The 22,900-nt window shown below is 73.8% G+C and carries 25 protein-coding genes; 10 read left to right on the top strand and 15 right to left on the bottom strand.

Annotation, left to right across the window (positions count from 1 at the left end; genetic code table 11):
- Positions 1-16 precede the first annotated feature (16 nt).
- The gene (locus ACQPYX_RS12380) at positions 17-1,207 is read right to left on the bottom strand and encodes an LLM class flavin-dependent oxidoreductase (protein ID WP_433803212.1); all 1,191 of its coding nucleotides are present in this window, start codon (positions 1,205-1,207) and stop codon (positions 17-19) included.
- Between the two features lie 98 nt (positions 1,208-1,305).
- Complete coding sequence (locus ACQPYX_RS12375; RefSeq protein ID WP_433803211.1) at positions 1,306-2,190, bottom strand: PaaX family transcriptional regulator C-terminal domain-containing protein; 885 nt, start codon at positions 2,188-2,190, stop codon at positions 1,306-1,308.
- A gap of 38 nt (positions 2,191-2,228) precedes the next feature.
- Here ACQPYX_RS12375 and ACQPYX_RS12370 point away from each other — a divergent pair, with 38 nt between their 5' ends.
- A complete protein-coding gene (locus tag ACQPYX_RS12370) occupies positions 2,229-2,891 on the top strand; it encodes a VC0807 family protein (RefSeq protein WP_433803210.1) in 663 nt (220 codons plus the stop codon).
- On the opposite strand, the gene ACQPYX_RS12365 is transcribed toward ACQPYX_RS12370, so the two are convergent.
- The 4 genes from ACQPYX_RS12365 to ACQPYX_RS12350 all read right to left on the bottom strand — a co-directional run bounded on the left by ACQPYX_RS12365 (position 2,881) and on the right by ACQPYX_RS12350 (position 6,584).
- Positions 2,881-3,714 (bottom strand): PaaI family thioesterase, encoded by an 834-nt coding sequence (locus ACQPYX_RS12365; protein WP_433803209.1) that lies wholly within the window; start codon positions 3,712-3,714, stop codon positions 2,881-2,883. The two genes, ACQPYX_RS12370 and ACQPYX_RS12365, sit on opposite strands and share 11 nt — an antisense overlap.
- A gap of 88 nt (positions 3,715-3,802) precedes the next feature.
- On the bottom strand, positions 3,803-4,699 hold the full coding sequence (locus ACQPYX_RS12360) for an oxidoreductase (protein WP_433803208.1): 897 nt from the start codon (positions 4,697-4,699) through the stop codon (positions 3,803-3,805).
- 20 nt (positions 4,700-4,719) lie between these two features.
- Entirely contained in the window at positions 4,720-5,451 is a 732-nt protein-coding gene (locus tag ACQPYX_RS12355; RefSeq protein WP_433803207.1) for an esterase/lipase family protein, read from the bottom strand.
- Positions 5,452-5,507: 56 nt separating this feature from the next.
- The gene (locus ACQPYX_RS12350) at positions 5,508-6,584 is read right to left on the bottom strand and encodes an IS110 family transposase (protein WP_433799434.1); all 1,077 of its coding nucleotides are present in this window, start codon (positions 6,582-6,584) and stop codon (positions 5,508-5,510) included.
- Positions 6,585-6,894: 310 nt separating this feature from the next.
- Here ACQPYX_RS12350 and ACQPYX_RS12345 point away from each other — a divergent pair, with 310 nt between their 5' ends.
- On the top strand, positions 6,895-7,317 hold the full coding sequence (locus ACQPYX_RS12345) for an ArsR/SmtB family transcription factor (RefSeq protein WP_433803206.1): 423 nt from the start codon (positions 6,895-6,897) through the stop codon (positions 7,315-7,317).
- On the opposite strand, the gene metX is transcribed toward ACQPYX_RS12345, so the two are convergent.
- From metX to ACQPYX_RS12315, 6 genes are all read right to left on the bottom strand, one after another.
- Positions 7,268-8,434, bottom strand: a complete 1,167-nt coding sequence (metX, locus tag ACQPYX_RS12340) for a homoserine O-acetyltransferase MetX (RefSeq protein ID WP_433803205.1) — start codon at positions 8,432-8,434, stop codon at positions 7,268-7,270. The genes ACQPYX_RS12345 and metX overlap by 50 nt on opposite strands.
- Positions 8,435-8,460: 26 nt before the next feature.
- Complete coding sequence (locus tag ACQPYX_RS12335) at positions 8,461-9,771, bottom strand: bifunctional o-acetylhomoserine/o-acetylserine sulfhydrylase (protein WP_433803204.1); 1,311 nt, start codon at positions 9,769-9,771, stop codon at positions 8,461-8,463.
- Positions 9,772-9,936: 165 nt separating this feature from the next.
- On the bottom strand, positions 9,937-10,374 hold the full coding sequence (locus ACQPYX_RS12330) for a response regulator (RefSeq protein ID WP_433803203.1): 438 nt from the start codon (positions 10,372-10,374) through the stop codon (positions 9,937-9,939).
- Complete coding sequence (locus ACQPYX_RS12325; protein WP_433803202.1) at positions 10,371-11,564, bottom strand: sensor histidine kinase; 1,194 nt, start codon at positions 11,562-11,564, stop codon at positions 10,371-10,373. Before ACQPYX_RS12325 ends, ACQPYX_RS12330 begins: the two co-directional genes overlap by 4 nt.
- Complete coding sequence (locus ACQPYX_RS12320; RefSeq protein ID WP_433803201.1) at positions 11,561-12,778, bottom strand: PP2C family protein-serine/threonine phosphatase; 1,218 nt, start codon at positions 12,776-12,778, stop codon at positions 11,561-11,563. Before ACQPYX_RS12320 ends, ACQPYX_RS12325 begins: the two co-directional genes overlap by 4 nt.
- 104 nt (positions 12,779-12,882) lie before the next feature.
- Entirely contained in the window at positions 12,883-13,602 is a 720-nt protein-coding gene (locus tag ACQPYX_RS12315) for a YoaK family protein (protein WP_433803200.1), read from the bottom strand.
- Positions 13,603-13,680: 78 nt separating this feature from the next.
- Here ACQPYX_RS12315 and ACQPYX_RS12310 point away from each other — a divergent pair, with 78 nt between their 5' ends.
- Positions 13,681-14,520 (top strand): alpha/beta hydrolase, encoded by an 840-nt coding sequence (locus tag ACQPYX_RS12310; RefSeq protein ID WP_433803199.1) that lies wholly within the window; start codon positions 13,681-13,683, stop codon positions 14,518-14,520.
- Positions 14,521-14,557: 37 nt separating this feature from the next.
- Here the strand turns inward: ACQPYX_RS12310 and ACQPYX_RS12305 are convergent, their stop codons facing one another.
- Positions 14,558-15,079: a MarR family winged helix-turn-helix transcriptional regulator gene (locus tag ACQPYX_RS12305; RefSeq protein ID WP_433803198.1), complete on the bottom strand. Its 522-nt coding sequence runs from the start codon at positions 15,077-15,079 to the stop codon at positions 14,558-14,560.
- A 69-nt stretch (positions 15,080-15,148) separates the two neighbouring features.
- Here ACQPYX_RS12305 and ACQPYX_RS12300 point away from each other — a divergent pair, with 69 nt between their 5' ends.
- The 3 genes from ACQPYX_RS12300 to ACQPYX_RS12290 all read left to right on the top strand — a co-directional run bounded on the left by ACQPYX_RS12300 (position 15,149) and on the right by ACQPYX_RS12290 (position 18,224).
- On the top strand, positions 15,149-15,532 hold the full coding sequence (locus tag ACQPYX_RS12300; protein ID WP_433803197.1) for a DUF6069 family protein: 384 nt from the start codon (positions 15,149-15,151) through the stop codon (positions 15,530-15,532).
- A 136-nt stretch (positions 15,533-15,668) separates the two neighbouring features.
- Entirely contained in the window at positions 15,669-15,965 is a 297-nt protein-coding gene (locus tag ACQPYX_RS12295) for a hypothetical protein (protein WP_433803196.1), read from the top strand.
- Positions 15,966-16,067: 102 nt separating this feature from the next.
- On the top strand, positions 16,068-18,224 hold the full coding sequence (locus tag ACQPYX_RS12290) for a molybdopterin-containing oxidoreductase family protein (RefSeq protein ID WP_433803195.1): 2,157 nt from the start codon (positions 16,068-16,070) through the stop codon (positions 18,222-18,224).
- Here ACQPYX_RS12290 and ACQPYX_RS12285 read toward each other — a convergent pair.
- Entirely contained in the window at positions 18,214-18,639 is a 426-nt protein-coding gene (locus ACQPYX_RS12285) for an MOSC domain-containing protein (protein ID WP_433803194.1), read from the bottom strand. The genes ACQPYX_RS12290 and ACQPYX_RS12285 overlap by 11 nt on opposite strands.
- Positions 18,640-18,683: 44 nt before the next feature.
- Here ACQPYX_RS12285 and ACQPYX_RS12280 point away from each other — a divergent pair, with 44 nt between their 5' ends.
- The 3 genes from ACQPYX_RS12280 to ACQPYX_RS12270 all read left to right on the top strand — a co-directional run bounded on the left by ACQPYX_RS12280 (position 18,684) and on the right by ACQPYX_RS12270 (position 20,595).
- On the top strand, positions 18,684-19,247 hold the full coding sequence (locus ACQPYX_RS12280; RefSeq protein WP_433803193.1) for a hypothetical protein: 564 nt from the start codon (positions 18,684-18,686) through the stop codon (positions 19,245-19,247).
- Positions 19,248-19,405: 158 nt separating this feature from the next.
- Complete coding sequence (locus tag ACQPYX_RS12275) at positions 19,406-20,011, top strand: ClpP family protease (RefSeq protein WP_433803192.1); 606 nt, start codon at positions 19,406-19,408, stop codon at positions 20,009-20,011.
- Positions 20,008-20,595: a ClpP family protease gene (locus ACQPYX_RS12270; protein ID WP_433803191.1), complete on the top strand. Its 588-nt coding sequence runs from the start codon at positions 20,008-20,010 to the stop codon at positions 20,593-20,595. The genes ACQPYX_RS12275 and ACQPYX_RS12270 overlap by 4 nt, the downstream gene beginning before the upstream one ends.
- 86 nt (positions 20,596-20,681) lie before the next feature.
- Here ACQPYX_RS12270 and ACQPYX_RS12265 read toward each other — a convergent pair whose 3' ends face one another.
- The gene (locus ACQPYX_RS12265) at positions 20,682-20,978 is read right to left on the bottom strand and encodes a helix-turn-helix domain-containing protein (protein WP_433803190.1); all 297 of its coding nucleotides are present in this window, start codon (positions 20,976-20,978) and stop codon (positions 20,682-20,684) included.
- 184 nt (positions 20,979-21,162) lie between these two features.
- Between ACQPYX_RS12265 and ACQPYX_RS12260 the strand changes: the two genes are divergently transcribed.
- Positions 21,163-22,887 carry a GMC family oxidoreductase N-terminal domain-containing protein gene (locus ACQPYX_RS12260; protein WP_433803189.1) on the top strand — a complete coding sequence of 575 codons (1,725 nt, stop codon included), beginning with the start codon at positions 21,163-21,165 and terminating at the stop codon, positions 22,885-22,887.
- The last annotated feature ends 13 nt before the right edge of the window (positions 22,888-22,900 follow it).

Genomic DNA, 22,900 nt, shown 5'->3' with positions numbered 1-22,900 from the left:
TGGCACCGGGAGGTGCTCAGCCCTTCGACGCCACCTCGTCGGCGTACTTCTGCGTCATGTGCTCGACCGCGGAGAGCTGGGTCGCCGCGTACTCGTCGCGCTTGAGGCCCGCGCGCTCCTTGGCCTGCTGGGTGGACTCGGCGTGCGACACCCCGCCCCAGGTCCGGCCCTGGAAGTGCGGCATGACGTACTGGGCGAGGAGCTCCCAGGAGCGCTTCGTCGCCTCCGGGTTGGCCCACTCGTGCCCGAGCAGCAGCATCGCGCCGAAGCCGCCGGACTGGTCGGCCAGGCGCTGCACCTGGGCCCGCGCGTCCTCCGGGGTCCCGATCGCGCCGATGCCGGCCTCGTTGATGAAGTCGATCATCTCCTTGACGTCGCCGCCCTCGACCGCCATCTGCGGGAACGCCGCCGTCTTCTGGAAGTACCGGAACCACGACTCGATGCCGTACTCCACGTCGCGGTAGGCCTGCTCCTTGGTCTCCGCGATGTGCATGAGGCCGACGAGGCGCCACTTGTCGCGGTCGGGCTCGGGCTGGCCGTAGTGCTCGGCACGCTCCTTGACGACGTTCCAGTGGTGCGCCAGGGCGTCGAAGCCGTCCTGGGTCATCGTCGCGCCGATGTTGAGCAGGCCGACGCCGTGCCGGCCGGCCATCCGCGGCCCGGTCGGCGAGGCCACCGCGGCGACGACGATGTCGAAGCACGGCTCGGTGAACGGCCGCAGTTGCAGGCGCGCCTCGACGAGGTTGTGGGTCTTCGTCTGCGCGGTGACCGTCTCGCCGGCCAGCAGCCGCATGATGATGTCGAGGTTGACGTCGAGCAGCTCGCGCGTGTCGGTCGGGTTCAGCCCGATCATCGACGAGTCGCTGGGCAGCGAGCCCGGCCCGACGCCGAGCATCGTCCGGCCGCGGGTGAGGTGGTCGAGCAGCACCATGCGGTCGGCCACCCAGAGCGGGTTGTGGTACGCCGCCGAGGTCACGCCGGTGCCCAGCTTGATCCGCTTCGTGCGCTCCGCCGCGGCCGCGATGAAGATCTCCGGCGACGCGATGATCTCGCTGCCGGCGGAGTGGTGCTCGCCGATCCAGGCCTCGTCGACACCGAGGGCGTCCAGGTGTTCGATCAGTTCCAGGTCGCGCTGGAGCGCGAGCGTCGGGTTCTCCCCGGCGCGGTGGAACGGGGCGAGGAACGTGCCGAAACGCAGCCTGCTCACGAGCTCTCCTCCACGATGAGTGTCAGCCGGGTCACGTTAGGTCGACCGACTGTCGGATGTCCATGGAGGTTTTCCCGACCGCGGGACGGGCGCGTCGATCATTCCGCGGCGGCGATCCGGGCGTGCACGTGCGCGACGACGGTCGGCAGGAACGCCGCCACGACCCGCCCGAGGGCCACGCGGAGGTCGCCCCCGGGCCAGTCGGGCGGCAGCAGTTCGGTCGGCAGCCCCGGGTCGCGCAGCAGGTCGACGTACACCGGGCCGGTCGCGTCCGAGAGCCGGCGCAGCGCCGTCGCCCCATCGTCCGGAACCGGACGGTCCAGCACCGCGAGCAGCCGGGCGTGGTGGGCGCGCAGGTCGTCGGCGACCTCGTCGAGCGCCCAGGCCCGGCGGGCCATGGCGGCCGCGACCGCCGGCGACGATGTCCCGCTGCTCCCACTCGGTGCGTGCAGAGCGCCACCGACGACGGAGCCGACCCACCCCTCGTCGGGAACGAGCCGCCCCAGCACCACCGACGCGTCCGGCGGGACGTCGGCGAGCACCTCGCACAGGCCGGCGGACCGGTCGGTGGGGCACAGCAGGACCCCGGGCTGCCAGGGGCCGTACCCGACGAGCACCGCGGCCCGCCGCAGTCGGTCGCGATAGGGGCGGGCGGACTCCGGGACGTGGTGCAGCAGCGTGTGGAACGCGCCGTCCCACGGCGGCCGTTCACCGCGGTCGTCGCGCAGCCGCAGCACCGAGGCCCCGAACGCCCCGGCGAGGTGGTGGTCGACCTGACGGCCGCGGCGGGTCGTCGTCAGCTGTCCGGCCCCACGCATGCGTGCGAGGGCGCGGCGGGCCGCCTCGGGACGCACCCCGAGATCGCCGAGCAACGCGACGAGGGCGGGTCCGGGCAGGGCGGTGCGACCCGCCGTGCCGAACAGCGAGGCGACCAGGGCCGCGGGGGTGCCCTGGCGACGAGGTCGGTGTAGGTTCTCGCTCACGGTCGGGAGCAATTGTGTCACACGACGGGGGTGCCACGGTGCTGGCCAAGATCCTTCCCTGGGTGTCCATGGCGGTGCTCGACATCGCCGCACCGATCGTCATCTACGACGTGGCCTCGGACGCGGGCCTCGGCGACGTGCCGGCGCTGCTGCTCTCGGCGATCGGGCCGTTGCTCAGCACGCTGCTCTCGATCGCGATCCGCCGTCGTGTCGACGAGTTCAGTCTCTTCATCCTCACGCTGCTCGCGATCGGCGTGGTGACCTCGCTGTTCTTCGACGACCCCCGTCTGCTGCTGCTCAAGGAGTCGGCCGTGACGGGGCTGACCGGCCTGGTGTTCCTGGGCAGCCTGCTCGCGCCCCGGCCGGTGATGTTCCTGTTCGGGCGCCGCTTCGCCACCAATGGCGACCCGGAGCGGATCGCCTGGTGGAACGGGTTGTGGCAGTACCCGCACTTCCGCCGCACCCAGCGCGGGATGACCGTGATGTGGGGCCTCGGCCTGCTCGGCGAGGCGGCGCTGCGGATCGTGCTGACCTTCCGGCTGTCGATCCCGACGATGGTCGTGGTCAACTCCGTCGTCCCCGCGGTCGCGATCGGGGCGCTGGTCGTGGCGACCATCGTGTGGGGCCGCGCCTCGGCCCGCGCGGGTCAGGCCCGCGCTGCGGCCGCCGCCGAGGAGGGTCCGGCCGCGGTCAGTGCCTGAACGACGTCCCCTGGGCGGTGGCGAGCAGCCGCCCCCGGTCGTCGACCAGCTCGGCCCGCCCGACCCGCATGCGCCGACCGCCGTGCTCCACGACCACCCGGCACATCACCGGGTGGTCCCCGGGCCGGACCGAGCGGACGAAGCTGATCGCGAAGTCGTCCGGGATGACGTCGAGCGCGTGCGTCAGGCCGCGGGCGGCGAGACCCGCGAGGGCGCCGCCCTGGACGACGCCCGCCGAGTTCCGGCAGGCGGGATCCGGGTGGGCGATCATCGTGGTGCCGTCGCGGGTCGGGTCCTCCCCGCGGTGCGGCATGAGCAGCCGCCAGCCCGAGGGGCGGTTCGCCCAGCGGGGCGCGGTCCGCCCGTACTGGTCGGACAGCTGATCGGTGAGCACCGCGTTCCGCCCGACGCACCGGGCGAGCGGCCGGCCGTCGCGGTCGGTGATCGTGGCCGAGCTCAGACCCACCCCGTTGCTCGCGTTGTCGAGCGTCCCGGTGGCGTGAAGGTCCTCCCCCGACGACGGGCGGCCGAGCAGCTGGACCGCGAGGCGCACCGTCACGATCCGGTCGCCGGCCCGCAGGCTGCTCGAGTAGGACACCCCGAGCACGAAGTCCGCGAGGATGAGCAGCGACTCGAGCAGGCCGTCGCCGATCGTCGTCGGCATCCGCGCCTCGCAGCAGCCGCGCTCCACCCGGGTCAGCCGGGCGTGCGTGGCCGCATGGATCGGGGCGAGCGGTGACCCTTCGTCGACCAGCCGGCGCAGGGTCGCCAACGGAGTGGGGTCCTCCGACGGCTCACCGCTGCGCTCCGGTCGATCGTTCACGGACCGATCATGCCCAATCGAGCTGACGGTGCGACGGTCGGGCGGCGATCTGGGGGGTGCGTCGCCCGTTCGGCCGCATCACCCCTCATCACCCCACGGAGACCGTGATGCCCGTCATCTCCTCGCATGCCCGGACCAGGGCCTTCTGGACCTCGCGGTCGTGCGAGGCGGCCGTCGACCCGACCGGGATCGGGTGGCCCCAGGACTCGGCCGGGCCGTCCGGGCCGATGTAGACGCCGCCGGGCAGGTCGGGCACCGTCGCGGCGTGCAGCTCGGGCAGGGCACCCATCTCCGGGCCCTGCGCGACGATCCGGTTGAAGACGCCCATCACCGCGTCCTGGAACGACTCGGTGCGCGACTGCAGGTTCGTCGCGCTGTAGCCCGGGTGCGCGGCCATGGAGCGCAGCGACGAGCCGGCGGCGACGAAGCGCCGCTCGAGCTCGTAGGCGAACATCAGGTCGGCCAGCTTGGACTGCCCGTAGGCGAGCCAGCGCTGGTAGCGGCGGCGCTCCCAGTTCAGGTCGTCGAGCCGGATCGACCCGAGGCGGTGCATCTGGCTGGACAGCGTGACGACGCGGTCGGTCAGCCGGTCGAGCAGCAGCCCGGTCAGCGCGACGTGGCCGAGCACGTTGGTGCCGAACTGCATCTCGAAGCCGTCGACGGTCCGCTGCTCCGGGATCGCCATGAGCCCCGCGTTGTTGATCAGCACGTCGACCGGGCCCTCGAGCCGGGCGGCGAACTTCCGGACCGAGGCGAGGTCGGCGAGGTCGAGCTCCTCGACGGCGGTGGTCCCCGGACCACCGTCCGCGGCGATCCGGGCCGCGGCCTGCTCGCCCTTGTCGGTGTTGCGGCACGCGAGCACCACGTGCGCGCCGTGCGCCACGAGCTCGGTGGCGGCGACGAGTCCGAGCCCGGAGTTCGCGCCGGTCACGACGAACGTGCGGCCGGTCTGGTCGGGGATGTCGGCGGAGGTCCAGGGAGCCATGGGTGCGTGGTTACCCGCGATCAGCGGAGCAGACGCGCGATGTGGGAGTAGACGTCCGCGTTCACGCACAGCCCGATGTGGCTCCCCCGCACCGCGAGGTTGTCCGCCCCGTCGACCAGGCACGACTCCGGGCGGACGATCCCGTCCTCGACGGTGCGGATGCTGGTGACCGGCACGGGCGGCGACGCGCGCAGGTCGCGGCCGAAGGCGCACGGGCAGTCGACGGTGAGGCACTGCGGCCGGGCGGGACGCAGCAGGTTCTGGCCGAGGCGCGCACCGCCGACCGCGGCCAGGGTGAGCACCGACGCGTCGAACGGGGAGGACAGCGGGCTGCCCAGCGTGATCACCCGCCGGACCCGGCCCGGCCGCCGGACCGCCACCGCGTGGGCGAGCAGGCCGCCCCGGCTGTGCCCGATCACCGTGACGGGCCGCCCGGACCGTTCGGCGACGTCGGCGAGGCGGCGGTCGAGGCGCCGCACGGCGGCCTCGGAGCAGTCCACGTTCCAGGCGATCCCCGACCGGTAGGCGCGGTACCCGCAGCGGCGCAGCCAGCTCCGCAGCACCGTGAGCGAGGCGTCGCCGGCGAGGAAGCCGGGCACCGCGAGCACGGGGTCGTCGTCGCCGGGCGGCACGTCCTGCCCCCGGTACACCCCGGAGGCGAGCAGGCCCAGGAACTCCAGCTGGAACCGGGCCTCCCCGAGCAGGTTCCCGCGGAACGGCGGGACGATCGGGGCCACCACGTCCGTCACCACGGCCGCCGACGCTACCCGGACACCCCACCCCGTTCCGAGCGAACGTTGCTCCTATGTCAAGCGGCGGCTCGTTCGTGATCGTGGACTGTGGGTTGTAGGAGGTTGTAGACGACTCGGGCAAGGCGCCGTTTGAGGGCTCGGATGGCGTCCTTGTCCTGGTCGGAGCCGGCGATGCGTCGTTGGTAGTAGGCATGGCCGAGGCTGTCGGGCATGCGGGCTTGGGTGCGGGCGATGCGGTGGAGTGCGGCGTTGAGTTGCCGGTTCCCGCCGCGGGCCAGGCGGTGACGGTCGCTGCGACCGGACGAGGCCGGGACGGGGGCGACGCCGGCGTGCATGGCGTAGCAGGCCTCGGAGCGGAACCGGGTGATGTTCGCGGTCTCCCCGAGAATCTTCGCGGCGGTCAGCGCGGCGCAGCCGTCGAGGTCGAGCAGCTGCGGCGCCAGCGCCTGCGTGCGCGCGGTGATCTCGCGTTCCAGGGCCCGGATCCGGACGGTGACCCGGCGGATGTCGCCGATCAGTTCGGCGGCGAGCTCGGCGGCCAGCCCGGTGTGGGCCTCGGCGAGGTGAGCGGTGAGCCAGTCCAGCCGGCGCAGGCTGCCCAAGCCGCGGGCGGGCAGGTGCAGTTCGGGGTCGAGTCCGTGCAGGTGCCAGCGCAGCCGGTTGACCTTGGCGGTGCGCTCACCGAGCAGGCTCTCCCGATGGTCGACCAGCAGCTTGAGCTCCCGGGACTCCGGGTCGTGCTCGGCGACGGGCAGGTCGGGCTCGCGGAGCGCCGCGCGGGCCACCGCCAGCGCGTCGATCGGGTCGGACTTGCCGCGGGTGCGCGCCGAGGCCCGGGTGCCGGCCATCAACTTCGGGGGCACCCGCACCACCCGCGCCCCGGTCGCGAGCAGCGCCCGCTCCAGGCGGGTGGAGACATGCCGACAGTCCTCCACCGCCCAACACACCCCGCCGGTCTCGCCGGGCTTGCTGCCGGTGAGCTGGGTGGCCTGGGCGCGAGCCCAGACGGTCAGCTCGAGATGACCGGCGTCGGTGGCCTTGACGGTCTTGCTGGCCTGCCGGGCGCCGACCTGGTCGACCATGACCGCGGTGTGCGACCCCTTGTGGACATCGACTCCGACTGTGAGGACCATCGAACGGTCTCCCTTTCGCCTGGGTGACAAACAGGCTGGGGCCGGTCGGCGGACACACCTCAGTGGGGGCGATGCCACGCTCCTATCAAGTCACGCCGGCCGGTCCTGGCCGCTGGTGCTCGGCACAACGTTCGAGTTGCCACCACGAAGGGGGCAGGCACTCTCCGAGCCAGAACACCAGCGACCAGGATCCCAGCACCGCCATCAGCGGCACCACCGACACTGACACTGAGGCACTCTCGCGCACATAGATGCTGCGAGAGTGCCGCTCGCTCGGGAAGGGGCCCGTCCCCCGTGGGATACTCCGCCCGTGCACCTCACCGGGGATCCGGACGCCGTCGGCGTCGACGGCGACCACCGCGTCTGCGCGGCGGTCGAGGCGCTGCCGGACGCCGCGACGATGCACGGGTGGGTGTCGCGGTTCGCGCTGCTGGCCGACCCCACGCGGCTGACGCTGCTGCTCTGCATCCACGAGGTCGGCGAGATCTGCGTGTCCGACCTCGCCCTCGCGGCCGGCCTCAAGGACTCCACGACGAGCCAGGCCCTGCGCCTGCTGCGGGCGCAGAACCTGGTCAGCGCGCACCGCGACGGCCGCGTCGTGCGCTACCGGCTCGCCGACGCCGTCGTGAAGGACCTCCTGGACCGCATCCACGACGGCGGGTCGCTCGAGCCGTTCGCGTCCCTCACCCCAACAGGGTCGACAGGATCTCCGCGAGGCGCCGCGTCTCGATGAGGAACGCGTCGTGCCCGTAGGGCGACTCGATGCGTTCCACCGGGCCGGCGCCCGGGATGAGCTCGGCCAGCTCCTCCTGCTGCGCGAGCGGGTAGAGCCGGTCGGTGGTCGACCCCGCGACCACGGTGCGCGCGGTGACGCGCCCGAGCGCCTCGGCCATCGTGCCGCGACCGCGGGAGACGTCGTGGCCGTTCATGGCGGCCGTCAGCGCGACGTAGGACCCGGCGTCGAACCGGTGCACCAGCTTCTCGGCGTGGTGGTCGAGGTAGGACTCCACGGCGAACCGCCCCGGGGCCGTCGCGTCGTAGGGGTCCTCCCCCGGCTGGGGCCGCCGCCCGAAGCGCGTGTCCAGCTCCTCGGCGGTGCGGTAGGTGGCGTGCGCGATGCGGCGCGCCACCCCGAGTCCGACGTGCGGGCCCTGGCCGCGGCCGCGGTCGTGGTAGTCCCCGCCGCACCAGTTCGGGTCCTCGCGGATGGCCGCGAGCTGCGGCGACGCCCACGCGATCTGGTCGGCCGACGCCGCCGCGCAGCAGGCGAGGAGCAGCAGCCGCTCCACGCGCTCGGGGTGCGTCACCGCCCACTCGACCGCCCGCATCCCACCCATCGACCCGCCGAGCACGGCCGCCCAGGAGCCGATGCCGAGCTGGTCGGCGAGCCGGACCTCGAGGGCGACCTGGTCGCGCACGCTCGTGCGCGGGAAGCGTGAGCCCCAGGGGCGGCCGTCCGACGCGGTCGACGCCGGCCCCGTCGTCCCCTGGCAGCCGCCGAGGACGTTGGGGGCGACGACGTACCAGCGGTCGGTGTCGATCGTCAGGCCCGGCCCGATGATGCCCGCCCACCAGCCGGGCGTCGGGTGCCCGAGCCCCGTCGTCCCGACGACGTGCGAGTCCCCGGTCAGGGCGTGCAGGACGAGGATCGCGTTGGAGCCGTCGAAGGTGCCCCAGCTCTCGTAGGCGACGGTGACGTCGGGCAGCGCCGACCCGCTCTCCAGCGGCAGCGGGTCGGGCAGGGTCACGAACCGGCGGTCACCGACCGGGTACCCCTCCCGCCACGCACCGGTGGCGGGAGGGAGGACCGGCACCGAGCCGTCGTCGGGACGGGGTCCCGGGGATCCCACGGCACGACCGCCCGGCAGCAGCTGGGTCACGCAGTCGTCGACTTCGCCGCGGTGAAGCCCGCCTCGAGGTCGGCCCGGATGTCCTCGAGGTTCTCGATGCCGACCGACAGTCGCACCAGGCCCGGGGTGACGCCGCTGGAGCGCTGCTCGGGCTCGGAGAGCTGGCTGTGGGTGGTCGACGCCGGGTGCACGATCAGGCTGCGGACGTCGCCGATGTTGGCGAGCTGGGAGTGCAGCGAGGTGCCGTCGACGAACGCCCGGCCGGCCTCCACGCCACCGCGCAGCTCGAAGGCGACGATCGCGCCCGCGCCGCGCGGCAGGTAGCGCTGCTGGGCCGCGTGCCACGGGCTCGACTCGAGGCCCGCGTACCAGACCTGCTCGACCTCGTCGCGGGACTCGAGCCACTCCGCGATCGCCTGGGCGTTCGCGACGTGGCGGTCCATGCGCAGGCTCAGCGTCTCGATGCCCTGCAGCACGAGGAACGCGTTGAACGGGCTGAGCGCGGCACCGGTGTCCCGGAGGTGCTGCACGCGCATCTTCGCGGCGAACGCGCCCGGGCCGAGGGCCTCCCAGAACTTGAGGCCGTGGTAGCTCGGGTCGGGCTCGGTGAAGCCGGGGAAGCGGTCGCCGTGCTCGCCGAAGGCGAAGGTGCCGCCGTCGACGACGACGCCGGCGATCGAGGTGCCGTGGCCGCCGAGGAACTTGGTGGCCGAGTGGATCACGACGTCGGCGCCGTGCTCGATCGGGCGGACCAGGTAGGGCGTCGGCACCGTGTTGTCGACCAGCAGCGGGACGCCGACCTCGTGGGCGGTGTCGGCCACGCCGCGGATGTCGAGCACGTTGTTGCCGGGATTGGGCAGCGTCTCGGCGAAGAACAGCTTGGTGTTCGGCCGGGCGGCGTTGCGCCACTGCTCGAGGTCGTCCTGGTCCTCGACGAACGTGACCTCGATGCCCATCTTCGGCAGCGTGTAGTGGAACAGGTTGTAGGTGCCGCCGTAGAGGCTGGGGCTGGACACCATGTGGTCGCCCGACTCGGCGATGGTGAGGATCGCGGCCGTCGTCGCCGCGCTGCCGCTCGCGAACGCGAGCGCCGCGACGCCGCCCTCCAGGGCGTTGACGCGCTGCTCGAGCACGTCGGTCGTCGGGTTCATGATCCGCGTGTAGATGTTGCCCGGCTCGGCCAGCGAGAACAGGTCGGAGCCGTGCTGGGTGTCGCGGAACGTGTACGACGTCGTCTGGTAGATCGGGGTGGCGCGGGCGTTCGTCGCCGGGTCGGGCTGCGCGCCGGCATGGATCTGCTTGGTCTCGAACGACCAGTTGGTCTCGGGGGTGCTCATGTGCGGTTCCTCTGTGCGGTGCGGGTGGGGGCTCGCGGGCTCGGATCAACGACGACAGAACTCGTCGAACGCGTCGATCCGGCGACTGGGCCAGAACTCGTCTCGCACGGGCTCGAGCACGACGGTGTGGAGCACATCGGACACCTTAGAGGTCGACGGCGCTCCTCAGCGCGGGAGCTTCACCACCGTCACGAAGAAGTCGTCGATCTGGCGGATGATGTCGATGAAGCGCTCGAAGTCGACGGGCTTGGCGACGTAGGCGTTCGCGTGCAGGTCGTAGCTGCGCAGGATGTCCTCCTCGGCCTGCGACGTGGTCAGCACCACCACGGGGATGGACCGCAGCGTCTCGTCGGACTTGATCTCCTCGAGGACCTGCCGGCCGTCCTTCCGCGGCAGGTTGAGGTCGAGCAGGATCAGGCCCGGGCGCGGGGCGTCGGCGTGCGCGCCCTCGCGGCGCAGGAACTCCAGCGCCTCCACGCCGTCGGAGACCACGTGCAGGGTGTTGCGCAGCTTGTGGTGCTCGAACGCCTCACGGGTCATGAGGACGTCGCCCTCGTCGTCCTCGACCAGCAGCACGTCGATCTCGTCGGGCGGGGTCGTCACGGGTTCTCCTCGGTGGGGTGGTCCAGGGCCGGCAGGGTCACGACGAAGGTGCTCCCGGGGCCGGGGGTGGGATCGAGCCGGATGGTCCCGCCGTGGTGCTCGACGATCTTGCGGCACATCGCGAGGCCGATCCCCGTCCCCGGGTAGGCCGAGCGGCCGTGCAGGCGCTGGAAGATGGTGAAGATCTGGTCGGCGTACTCCGGCTCGATCCCGATGCCGTTGTCGGTGAACCGCAGCAGCCACCGGTCGTCGTCGCGCTCCACGCCGACGTGCACCCGCGGGGGCTCCTCGCCGTGGAACTTGAGGGCGTTCCCGAGCAGGTTCTGGAAGACGGTGGTGAGCAGGGCCGGTTCCGCGGACAGCCGCGGCAGCCGGTCGTGGGTGATCTCGCCGCCGGTCTCCTCCAGCGCCCCGGCGAGGTTCCGCGTCGCCCGGTCGAGCAGGTCGTCGCCCTCGACCTCCTCGACCGGACCGTCCGCGCGCCCGACCCGCGAGAACGCCAGCAGGTCGTTGATCAGCACCTGCATGCGCTTGGCGCCGTCGACGGCGAACTCGATGTACTGGTCGGCGCGCTCGTCGAGCTGTCCGCCGTAGCGGCGCTGCAGCAGCTGGCAGAAGCTCGTGACCTTGCGCAGCGGCTCCTGCAGGTCGTGCGAGGCGACGTAGGCGAACTGCTCGAGGTCGGAGTTCGACCGCTCCAGCTCCCGACCCCGCCGGTCGAGCTCGCCGCGGGCCCGTTCGATGGCCGCCAGCTCGGCGAGCAGCGCGCGCCGCATGGCGTCGACGTCGCGGCTCAGCGACGTGATCTCCCGCGGCCCCCGGACGCCGATCGGGCGCTCGAGGTCCCCCGAGGCCACGTCGCGGACCTCGGTGGCGAGCTGCTCGGTCGGCCGCACGACCGCCCGGCGCAGCCACAGCAACAGCCCGACGAGCCCGGCGGCGAGCACCAGCAGCGCCACGAGGCCGACCACGTCGACCATCCGGGCCGCGGCGTTCGCCCCCTCCAGCGCCTCCGGCCCGACCCGGCCCAGCAGCGCCGCGCGCTCCCGCGCGAGGGCCGTGAGCGCGAGCCCGGTGACGACCCCGACGGCCACCAGCAGCACCGCGCCGGCCACGCCCGCCGTGACGAGCAGGCGGTGCAGCGACCGGCGGGCGAGCGGGTCGCGTTCCGGGGCGGTCGTCGTGCTCACCGGCCCGACACCACCAGCACGGCCGCGACGTCGTCGGCCCGCTCGACGGTGAGCGTGCGGACCTGCTCGAGGACCCGGTCGAGCAACCGCTCCGCGCCGGCGGCGTCCAGGCCGTCGGTCGGCTCGTCGCGCAGGCAGCGCTCGAGGACGGTGAGCAGACCGTCGGTGCCCAGCACGTCGTCGTCGGGAACGGCGGAGGCGACCGGCCGGCCCTCCACCAGCCCGTCGGTGTAGAGCAGCATCGCCCAGCCCGGGGGCAGCTCCACCTCGAGTTCCTCCCACCGGTCGTCGGAGACGATCCCGATCGGACGTCCGAGCCGGGTGACCGGCAGCGGCTGCACCTTCCCGCCGAGATCCATCAGCACGGGCGGCGGGTGGCCCGCGAGGCGCAGGCGGGCCCGCCGTCGGTCGGGGTCGACGGTCAGCACGGCGAGGGTGGCGAAGATGCCCGTGCGGGCCCGCTCGTGCACGAGCAGGCGCCCGAGGACCGGCAGCATCTGCGTGTCGGCGGTCTCCGCGAGGACCACGGTCCGCCAGGCGATCCGGAGGTTGACCCCGAGGGCGGCCTCGTCGGGCCCGTGGCCGCAGACGTCGCCGATCACCACGTGCAGGGTGCCGTCGGCGGCCTCGACCGCGTCGTAGAAGTCGCCGCCGAGCAGCCGCCGCCCGCCGCCGGGCTCGTAGCGCACGGCGATGGCGACGTCGGGGTCGGTGACCAGCGGGGTCGGCAGCAGGCCCCGCTCGAGGCGGACGTTCTCCTCGGCGCGGGTGTGGGCGTCCCAGAGCTGCTGCCGGACCCGCTCGCCGCGCACCCGCTCCACCGCGTAGCGCAGCGCCCGCGAGAGCGACGGACCGTCCACGTGGTGCTTGAGCAGGTAGTCCTGGGCGCCGGCGGCGACGGCGCGGGTCCCGAGCTCGTGGTCGTGCCGCCCCGTCAGGACCACCACGGCGGGCCCGCCGTGGTGGCGCAGCACCCGCGCCAGGGCGTCGAGCCCCTCGCCGTCGGGCAGGGCGAGGTCGAGCAGGACGCACTCGACGCCGTCGAGCATCCGGTCGGCCTCGGCGAGGGTGCGGGCCCGGTGCAGCGTCGCGGAGAAGCCGCCGGCGACCTCGGCGTCGGCGAGGTGCTCGGCGACGAGCAGGGCGTCGGCGTCGTCGTCCTCGACCAGCAGGACGGACAGCGGGGCGGAGGCCCCGTCGAGCGTGACCGCCACATCGCCCCCCTCCCGTTGCGCGCCGACGCGCCACGGGGTCGAGCGCATGTCGACGGGCAGCCTAGAGAACGGCCGTGGCGGGGTCCGACGCCCCTCCCGGGGACTCAGGTCGGGCTCTGCCAGGCCGCGACCGGTCGGCGTTCGTGGACCCCGAGGACGCCCGCGACGACGACCCCGGCGACCAGCACCGGTACCAGCGCCCACACCGGGCCCGCGCTCAGCACGAGCAGCGCGCCGACCAGGGCACCGACGAGCATCGTGCCCACCGCGAGCAGCCGACGGCCGAGCACGCGGACCCCGGAGCGTCGCACGTCCGCGCCGATGCCGGTGATCGTCATGGTCAGGACCGTGGTCGTCAGGTCCGGTACCGCGAGGTGGCGGACGGTGGTGTTCTGCAGCCCGAGCGCGAGGGCGAGCAGCACGGCGACGCCCGACGCGCCGGCCGACGTCACCTGGAGCCCGAGCGCGAGCAGCACCACGGCGACCGCCACGAGCAGGACCTCGACGAGCACCGTCACCAGCAGCAGGCGTCCCCGCCGGGCCCGGAACCGGGTGACCACCACGCCACCGGCGAGGGCGCCGACCAGGAAGCCGGCGAGGGCGGCCAGGGACGCCGCCAGCGCGAAGCCCGGTGCGCCCGCGAGCGCGAACCCGATGAAGACGATGTTGCCGGTCATGTTGGCCACGAAGACGCGGCCCAGCGACAGCACGCTCACGGCGTCGACCGCCCCGGTGGAGAACGTGAGCAGCAGCAGGAGGATCGGCAGCGGCCCGTGCACCGGACCCCGGGTGAGCGCCCCGTCCCACGTCGGCGTGATCGTCATGCGCGCCAGTTTGGTGCTGGGCGGCGCCGCCCGCGTCGGTCGTTCGACCGGTCCGGCCCCGGTGGGTACCCGGGCGGGGTGACGGCGACGAAGGAATGGCTGGACGCGCAGTACGACGCGCGGGCGCTGGTGGACGACGCGGACGCGATCATCGCCGACTGGCTCGCCCGCAGCGAGGCGCTGCGCCGCGAGCACCCGGCCCGGACGATCCGCTACGGCGACCACGTCAGGCAGGCCGTGGACGTCTACTCCCCCGCCCCCGGCGGCGGACCCGCCCCGCTGGTGGTGTTCGTCCACGGCGGCTACTGGCAGGCCCTGGACAAGGAGACATTCGGGTTCCTCGCCGAACCCTTCCTGACGGCCGGTGCGGTGTTCGCGTCCCTCGACTACCGGTTGGTGCCCGAGGTGGCGATCGACGACGTGATCGCCGACGTCCGGGCGGGCGTCGCGGAGCTGGCCCGCCGGGCGCCAGACCTGGGCGCCGCCCCGACCGGGATCGGTCTCGTCGGGCACTCCGCAGGCGGCCACCTCGTCACCGCGGCGATGGCCACCGACTGGGGCGGGTACGACCTGCCCGCCGACACCGTCGGACCCGTCGTCGGGATCAGCGGGCTGTACGACCTGGACCCGATCCGCCGGTCGTACCTCAACGACGTGCTGGGGATGTCCGAGCAGAGCGCGCACGACGCGAGCCCGGTGCACATGACCCCGACCGGCCCCGGCCCGCTGCTCCTGACCTGCGGCGGGGACGAGCCGGGCGAGTTCGAGCGCCAGCAGCGCCTGCTGGTCGACGCCTGGCCCGGAGTGCCGACGGACGTGCTGGCGCAGGAGGGCGGCACGCACTTCGACGCCTGCGACCAGCTCGCGCTCCCCGGGCCGCTGCGCGACCTCGCGGTGCCGCTGCTCACGCGGCGCTGAGCTGCCCTTCCGGCACGAACGGGTCGTTCGGCACGATCTATCGGGTCGAACGGCCCGTTCGTTCCGTGCCCGCGACTCCCTCCGGCGCGAGCGACCCGGCCGGCAGACCGAGGGCGGCGACGACGCGCTCCATCGCCGCGCCCACGGCGAGCAGGTCCCCGCCGAGCGGGTCGACGACGAGGCGCCGCACCTCGGCCACGTGGGCGGGGGCAGCCGCCTCGAGGTGCGCGCGACCGGCGTCGGTGAGGGTCGCGATCGTGAACCGCCGGCCCTGCCCCGTGCACACCGTGCGGGTGACCCACCCCCGCGCCTCCAGGCGGGCGACCGCGTGCGACGTCCGTGGCAGCGACCCGTTCGCCATCTCGGCGACGTCGCTCATCTGCATCGAGCCGCCCTCGGAGAGCGAGAGCCGCGCCAGGATCATGTAGCCGAACAGCGTCAGGTCCGCGTCGCGCAGCAGCTGGCTCTCCAGCGCGCCCGGCAGCGTCATCAGCGTCTTGCACAGCGCGATCCAGGCCGGGCGCTCCTCGTCGGTGAGCCAGCGCGGTTCGTCCTCCACGAGCATTGACTTTAACACGCAACCCCGCGCAGACTCCGAGTTGCACACGCAACCCAGAGGAGCACCGCCATGACCACCACCGCCGTCCGCACCACCCCGATCGCGGCCCGGCTCGGCGTCGCCCTCGTCGTGGCTGCCTTGCTCAACGGGGTGATCGCCCTGGTCGCGAGCGCCCTGGACGCGGACGGGATCGGCATGGGCCTGCAGCCGCAGGTCTTCCTCCCGGCCACCGTGGTGGGCGTCCTGCTCGGCACCCTCGGCTGGTTCGGCGTCCGGCGCGTCGCCCCGCGCGCGCTGCCCGTCGTCGTGCCCATCGTGCTGGCCCTGACCTGGATCCCCGACCTGCTGCTGTTCGGTCAGGGCGCGACCGTCGCCAACGTGGTCGGGCTGATGGCGATGCACGCGGTGGTGGCGACGACGGTCGTCGTCGCGCTGCGTCCGACGACCCGGTGACCCGGGCGGGGTCGACCTAGGATCGACTCGTGTCCGACGTGGCGCGCTCCGGTCCTGTCCGCTATGCGCGCGCAGCCCGGTTCGCGCCGCCGCAGCGCACCGATCCGACGGTGCCCGAGCGCACCTCTCGCGGGGGATGTTCGCCGCATGGGCCGAGGACCGTCCACTCCGAGGTGCCTACCGCCTCGACTGGCGGCCCGACGGCTCGCCCTTCGGCGCCACCCACTGCCTCGAGCTGCCGCTCCTGCTCGGCGACCGTGCCGCGTGGTGGTCCTCTCCGATGCTCGGCACCACCCCGTGGCCGGAGGTCGACGCGACGGGCCGCGACCTGCGGGCGGTCTGGGCCGGCTTCGCCCGGACCGGGCGGCTGGAGCCCGCGGCCGGTCTCCCGGTCGCCTGGGCTCCGGACGGCGACCTGATCTCGCTGCACTGATCGTGCCGGTCCGGCCAGGATTCCCGCATTCCCGACGACGGGCCGCCGGGCTCGGGCCCACGCGTCAGCACGTTCTTGCCGCCCGCCCCTAGGGTCGCCCGGGTGAGCACCCCGACCCGCAGCGTCCGGACGTTCTGCCGCATCTGCGAGGTGCACTGCGGCCTGGTCGTGGACGTGGCCGACGAGCAGGTCCTCAAGGTGCGGCCCGACCGCGAGCACCCGGTGTCGCAGGGCTACTGCTGCGTGAAGGGTCTCGGCCTCGGGGCGCTGCACCACGACGAGGACCGGCTCGACACCCCGCTGAAGCGGGTCGACGGCGAGCTCGTGCCGATCGGGTGGGACCAGGCGCTCGCCGAGATCGGCGCCCGGGTGCGGGGCCTCGTCGACCGGCACGGGCCGCGGGCGGTCGCGCTGTACCAGGGCAACCCGACGTTCTTCTCCTTCGCGCACACGACGATGTCGGCCGCGTTCGTCGAGGCGCTCGGCTCCCCCAACGTGTTCGCCTCGCACTCGGTGGACGTGAACACGAAGTTCCACGTCTCGACCGAGATGTACGGGCTCTCCCTGGTGCACCCGGTCCCCGACCTCGAGCACGTCGAGCTGTTCGTCTGCCTCGGCTCGAACCCGCTCGTCAGCCAGATGTCGGTGGTCACCGTCGCGGACGCCGCCGGGGCGCTGCAGCGCATCACCGAGCGCGGCGGCCGGGTGGTGATCGTCGATCCGCGGCGCACCGAGACCGCACGCCGCCTCGGCGAGCACCTGCCGATCCGGCCGGGCACCGACGCCTACCTGCTCGCCGCGATGCTGCACGTCCTCACCCACGAGGACGGCCTCGACCTCGCGCCCGCGCGCCGGGTCGCGCGCGGCGTCGACGCGTTCGTCGCGGCCGCCGCACCGTGGACCCCGGAGCGCGCCGAGGCCGTCACCGGCATCGCGGCGACGACGATCCGCGAGCTCGCCCGTGCCTACGCGGCGGCCGACGGCGCGGCGCTCTACTGCTCGACCGGCGTGAACATGGGCCCGTTCGGCTCGATCGCCTACTGGCTCATCCAGGGCATCAACCTGCTGACCGGCAACCTCGACCGCCGCGGCGGGCTGCTCGTCCCCCGGGGCGCGGTCGACACCGTGCGCCTCGCCGGCCTCATCGGGCTCGGCCGCTTCGACGAGCACCGGACCACCGACGGCCGCTGGCACCGGGTCGCGGGCGCCTTCCCGGCCGGCGCGCTCGCCCGGGAGATCACGACCGACCACCCCGACCGGATCCGCGCCCTGTTCGTGACCGCCGGCAACCCCGTCCACTCCGTCCCGGGCGGCGAGCTGCGCGACGCACTGCCGGAGCTGGACCTGCTCGTCAGCGTCGACCTCTACCGCAACGAGACCGCCGCCCACGCCGACTACGTCCTGCCGGCCACCGACATGCTCGAGCGCAGCGACTTCCCGGCCTCCCACCAGCCGCTGCAGGTGGTCCCGCACGCCCAGTGGACCCCGCCCGTCGTCGCACCCGTCGCCGAGCGCCGCACCGAGTGGCGCATCTTCTCCGACCTCGCCCTCGCGTGCGGCGTCCGCCCGTGGGGCACGACCGCGGCCCACGTGCTCCCGTGGCTCGACCGACTCCTCGCCCGTCTCCCAGGGCGCCTGCGCGTCGGGCCGGACCAGGTCGTCGCGCTGCTGCTGCGCTGGGGCGGCCGCACGACGCTCGACGAGCTGCGTCGCCGCCCCGAGGGCGTGCTGCTGCCGCCGACGGAGCCCGGGTCGTTCCTCGGCCGGCGGGTCGCCACCTCCGACGGGCTGGTCGACCTCGCGCCGCCCGACCTGCTCGCCGACCTCGCCCGGCTCGAGGCCGTCGAGGCCGACCTGGCCCGCCCCGACGTGCTGCGACTGATCGGGCGGCGCGACCGGCGCTCGCACAACTCGTGGATGCACAACAACGGACACATCCGCCAGCCCGAGGGCAACACCGCACTGCTCCATCCCGACGACGCCGCCGCCCGCGGCATCGTCGACGGGTCGGCCGTGGCGGTGGCGAGCCCGACGGGCCGGATCGTCCTGCCGGTGTCGCTGACGACCGACGTCGCGCGCGGGGTCGTCGTCGTGCCGCACGGCTGGGGCCACGCCGGGACCGGTCCGAGACGGGCCCGGGCCCTGCCCGGGGTCAACGTCAACGACGTGATCCCCGGCGGCGCGGCCCACCTCGACCCGGTCAGCGGCCAGGCCGTGATGCTCGCCCACGAGGTGACCGTGGAGGCCGTCACCAGCTGACCGGTGCCCCGACCTCGACCGCGCCCGAGTTCAGGACCCGGCAGATCGCCCCGCCGCGCTCGTGCATCGCGCGCGCCGCTCCGGGGCCGACGGAGGTCTCCATGACGCGGCACGGCGCGGCCTTGCGGACCACCTCGAGCTCGACGTCGCCGAGCCGGATGCGGGCCCCGGGCGTCGTCGGGACCCGGCCGGTGTCGACGGTGACCGTGCGGCGGGTGTCCCCGGCCGGCACCGGGGCTCCCCTGGCCTCGGCCGCCTCGGCGAGCTCCTCGAGGGACTGGACGGAGACGTGGCGGTGGCGCGTCCCGAAGTAGCGGTCCCCGACGACGCCCGTCCCTGCCTCGCACTCGATGCGCTCCACCGCCTGCATCGGCGCCTTCCGCTCCGGGGCGACGTGCAGGGCGGCGACGATCACAAACTCCAGGGTAGGTAGTCGTACGGAGGCCCGAGAACGTCGTCGTGACCAGGGTCGACGCCATGAGCGAGTACGACGAGATCGACATGTCCGACCAGCTCGCGGTCCTGGCCGACCTCGGCACGCCCACCCGGGCCGCCGCGATCGCCCGGATCCTGGCGACGCCGGAGCGCTGGTGCCCGGCGGTGCTCATGGCGATGGCGTCGGTGGTCTTCGCCGACGGGCACCGCGAGACCGGCGCCTTCTGGTTCTACGCGGGCCAGCTCCGGGCGCGGTTCGACGCGTCCCGCTGCACGGACCCGTCCGCCGGCGCGGCGTGCGGCGCGCTGACCGAGGCGCACGGTCCGCCGATCAACCGGTGGGCGTTCGCCGAGCCGGGTCTGCTGCCCGGGCTGGTCGACCGGGTCGCTGTGTGGGACGCGGCGACGGCGAGCGACTACGATCCGCGCTGGATCGCCCTGCACGGGATGAACGCGTTCCTCGGCTCGGACGGCCCGCTGTGCGTGCCGCGCGCGCAGTGGCCGGAGCTGGCCGCCCGCGCGCGAGCCGAGTTCGTCGCCGGGTGCCACGACCTGTTCGACGCCGACGGTCGGCTGCGGATTCCCTGACGACGATCGCGACGCGCCGCGCGATGTGCCCGCTGAGCGCGCACATCGCTCGGCGCGACGAGATCTTCCCTGGCCGCTGACGCTGCTCAGAGCAGCGTGGCGCTGCCGGGAGCGGAAACCGCGGCAGGACCCGTCGTCGGGACGCCAGGGTCGACGCCATGACCGACCCGACGTCCTTCTCCCCCGACCTGCGGGCCCAGTTGCTGCGGCACCGCGTGCTCGTGCTCGACGGCCCGCTCGACGACGACAACGGCACCGCCCTCGCCACCCACCTGCTCACCCTCGCGGCGGAGAACGACTCCGCCGACATCGCGCTGTGGATCCACTCCCCCGGCGGCTCGGTGCCGGCGATGCTCGCGATCCGGGACGTGATGCGGCTCGTGCCGGTCGACGTCTCCACCCTCGCGCTCGGCCTCGCGTGCAGCGCCGGGCAGTTCCTGCTCTCGGCGGGGACGCCGGGCAAGCGGTTCGCCCTGCCGCACGCGAAGATCCTGATGCACCAGGGGTCGTCGGGAATCGGCGGATCGGCCGTCGAGGTCGAGGTGCAGGCCAACGACCTGCGCCACACCCGCGACACCGTGCTCGGCCTGATCGCCGAGGACACCGGCCAGCCGCCGGAGCGGGTGTTCGAGGACTCGCTGCACGACCGCTGGTTCACCGCCGCCGAGGCCCGCGACTACGGGTTCGTCGACGGGATCGTGTCGAGCTTCGACCAGGTCATGCCGGTGCGGCGGCTGCGGGTCGGGATGGGGGTGGCGGCATGAGCAGCTACACGATCCCAAACGTCCTCACGCGTGACTCGCGCGGCGAGCGGATCACCGACGTCTACTCCCACCTTCTGAGCCAACGGATCGTGTACCTGGGCACGGCGATCGACGCCGGCGTCGCGAACGCGCTGATCGCCCAGCTGCTGCACCTCGAGTCCGACGCCCCGGACCAGGAGATCGGGCTCTACGTCAACTGCGAGGGCGGGGACACGGCGGCGATGCTCGCGGTCTACGACACTCTGCAGTACGTCCGCGCCCCGATCGCGACGACGTGCGTGGGCCAGGCCGTCGCCGCGGGCGCGGTGCTGCTCGCGGCCGGGGCGCCGGGCCGACGCTCGGCACTGCCGCACGCCCGCATCGTGCTCCACCAGCCCGCCGCCCAGGGCCGCGGCGCGATCCCGGACCTGATCCTCGCCGCCGACGAGGTGGTGCGGGTCCGCGCGGAGATGGAGACGATCCTGGCGAAGCACACCGGGCAGTCGTCGGAGACGCTCCGGCGCGACACCGACCGCGACCTGGTCCTCACCGCGGCCGCAGCCCGCGACTACGGGATCGTCGACCAGGTGATCGAGCGACACTGATCAGGCTGTTCGCGCGGCGGCCCACCGGTCGAGCGAGCACCTACGGCGGCCGGCCGCCATACCGCACCACCGACGGTGCTCGATGATCACCCGGCCAGCAGCATCGGCCCCCGCCCGCCGGCCCCGCGGGCGAGATCGGTGTGCGCGAGCCCGATCAGGTCGCGCAGCGACACGTCCAGCGCGCCCGCGACGGCCGCGAGGATCTCGCTCGACGGGTCCTTGCGGCCGCGCTCGACCTCGGACAGGTACTGCGGCGAGATGCCGGCGCGCTCGGCGGTGTCGGCCAGGCGCTCGCCCCGCTCCCGGCGCACCGCCCGGACCCGCCGGCCGACGACCTCGCGCCACAGCGGTTCGGGGCCACCACCCTTCTGAGCGAGCGGCACTCTCGCAGCATCTATGTGCGCGAGAGTGCCGCTCGTTCGGTTGCGCCGATGCGCGTCCAGCCGGATCAGCTCACCCATGTCGAGCACCGTCGCAGACCACGCCGTACCCCGTCCCGGCGTTCCGCCACGGGCGAACGGAGCACACTGTTGACAAGCTGCCAACAAGCGGCGCAGAGTGCCCGGCATGGACTACGACGTCCTCGTGATCGGCTCGGGATTCGGCGGCGGGGTCGCCGCGCTGCGGGCCACCGAGAAGGGCTACCGGGTCGGGGTGCTCGAGGCGGGTCGCCGCTTCGCCGACCACGAGTTCGCGCGCACCTCGTGGCACCTGCGCGACTTCCTGTGGGCGCCACGGCTGGGCTTCCACGGGATCTTCCGCATCGACCCGCTGCGGCACGTGCTCGTGCTCTCCGGCGCGGGCGTCGGCGGCGGATCGCTGGTGTACGCGAACACCCTCTACCGCCCGCCCGCGCGCGTGTTCACCGACGGCACCTGGCCCGCGGGCGTCGACTGGGACGACGAGCTCGACCGCCACTACGACCAGGCCTCCCGCATGCTCGGCGTGCAGACCTACCCGCGCACCTCCGCCGCCGACGCCGTGATGCGCGACGTCGCCGAGGAGCTCGGCGTCGGGCACACCTACCGCAACGCCGACGTCGGGGTGCTCTTCGGCGACGAGCCCGGCGTCGAGGTGCCCGACCCCTACTTCGGCGGCGCCGGGCCCGCCCGCCGGACCTGCATCGACTGCGGCGAGTGCATGACGGGCTGCCGGCACAACGCGAAGAACACGGTCGCGAAGAACTACCTGCACCTCGCCGAGGCCGCGGGCGCCGTCGTGCACCCGCTGACCACCGCCACCGTCATCCGCCCCCGCCACGGCGACCTCTCGGGTGCCTCGGGCTACGAGGTCGAGGTCCGCGAGACCCCGCGCCCCGGGAGGCGTTCCCGACGACGCGTCCTGACGGCGGGCCAGGTGGTCGTCTCCGCCTCCGCGCTGGGCACGCAGCGCCTGCTGCACCGGCAGCGCGACAAGGGCTCCCTCCCCCGCGTCTCACGCCGGCTCGGCCAGGGCGTGCGCACCAACTCCGAGGCGATCCTCGCGGCCCGCACACCCGACCCGACCGCGGACTTCACCGACGGCGTCGCGATCACCTCGTCGTTGCACGTCGACGAGAACACCCACGTCGAGCCGGTGCGCTACGGCCACGGATCGAACCTGCTCGCGCTGATGTCGGCGATGCTCATCGACGGCTCCCCCGACCCCGACGACCCGACCATCGGACGGCAGGGCCCGGGCTGGCGCCGCGTCGCGCGGGAGTTCCTGACGCGTCGTCGGGAACTCCCGCTCATCCACCGGCCGCGCCGCTGGTCGGAGGAGTCGATCGTGCTGCTGGTGATGCAGACGCTGAACAACTCGCTGACGCTGCGCCGCCGACGGTTCCTGCCCGGGCTCACCAGCGCCGCCGCCGACGGGGAGGCGAACCCGCCGTGGATCCCCGCGGGGCACGAGGTGGCGCGGCGGGTCGCGCGGCGCATCCGCGGCGTCCCGGTGGGCGCGGCGTCGAGCCTCGCGAACATCCCGGTCACCGGGCACTTCCTCGGCGGCGCACTGCTCGGCTCCACCCCGGACGACGGCGTCGTCGACGCCTACCACCGCCTGCACGGCCACCCCGGCGTGCACGTGATCGACGGCTCGACGATCCCGTCGAACCTCGGCGTGAACCCGTCGTTGACGATCACCGCGCTCGCCGAGCGGGCGTTGTCGCTGTGGCCGAACGCGGGCGAACCCGACCCGCGCCCGGCCCCGGGCGACGCGTACCGCCGGGTCGAGCCGGTCGCCCCGGAGCGGCCCGTCGTGCCGGCCGAGGCGCCCGGCGCGCTGCGGCTGCCGCTCACGGTGCTGCACTGAGTCGGGGTGAGGT

Origin of the sequence: Actinomycetospora sp. CA-084318, assembly GCF_050955885.1 — a bacterium.
In the GTDB taxonomy this organism is placed as follows: domain Bacteria; phylum Actinomycetota; class Actinomycetes; order Mycobacteriales; family Pseudonocardiaceae; genus Actinomycetospora.
Note: the sequence above shows the minus strand (reverse complement) of the source record. Positions and strands in the feature narration are given on the sequence as shown.

What these genes read in the sequence shown, in the direction of transcription:
- ACQPYX_RS12360 (WP_433803208.1), bottom strand. Translation starts at nt 4,699, where the DNA reads ATGGCTCCCTGGACCTCCGCCGACATCCCCGACCAGACCGGCCGCACG.
- ACQPYX_RS12350 (WP_433799434.1), bottom strand. Translation starts at nt 6,584, where the DNA reads ATGGTCCTCACAGTCGGAGTCGATGTCCACAAGGGGTCGCACACCGCG.
- ACQPYX_RS12335 (WP_433803204.1), bottom strand. Translation starts at nt 9,771, where the DNA reads ATGAGCACCCCCGAGACCAACTGGTCGTTCGAGACCAAGCAGATCCAT.
- ACQPYX_RS12315 (WP_433803200.1), bottom strand. Translation starts at nt 13,602, where the DNA reads ATGACGATCACGCCGACGTGGGACGGGGCGCTCACCCGGGGTCCGGTG.
- ACQPYX_RS12300 (WP_433803197.1), top strand. Translation starts at nt 15,149, where the DNA reads ATGACCACCACCGCCGTCCGCACCACCCCGATCGCGGCCCGGCTCGGC.
- ACQPYX_RS12295 (WP_433803196.1), top strand. Translation starts at nt 15,669, where the DNA reads ATGTTCGCCGCATGGGCCGAGGACCGTCCACTCCGAGGTGCCTACCGC.
- ACQPYX_RS12275 (WP_433803192.1), top strand. Translation starts at nt 19,406, where the DNA reads ATGACCGACCCGACGTCCTTCTCCCCCGACCTGCGGGCCCAGTTGCTG.
- ACQPYX_RS12270 (WP_433803191.1), top strand. Translation starts at nt 20,008, where the DNA reads ATGAGCAGCTACACGATCCCAAACGTCCTCACGCGTGACTCGCGCGGC.
- ACQPYX_RS12260 (WP_433803189.1), top strand. Translation starts at nt 21,163, where the DNA reads ATGGACTACGACGTCCTCGTGATCGGCTCGGGATTCGGCGGCGGGGTC.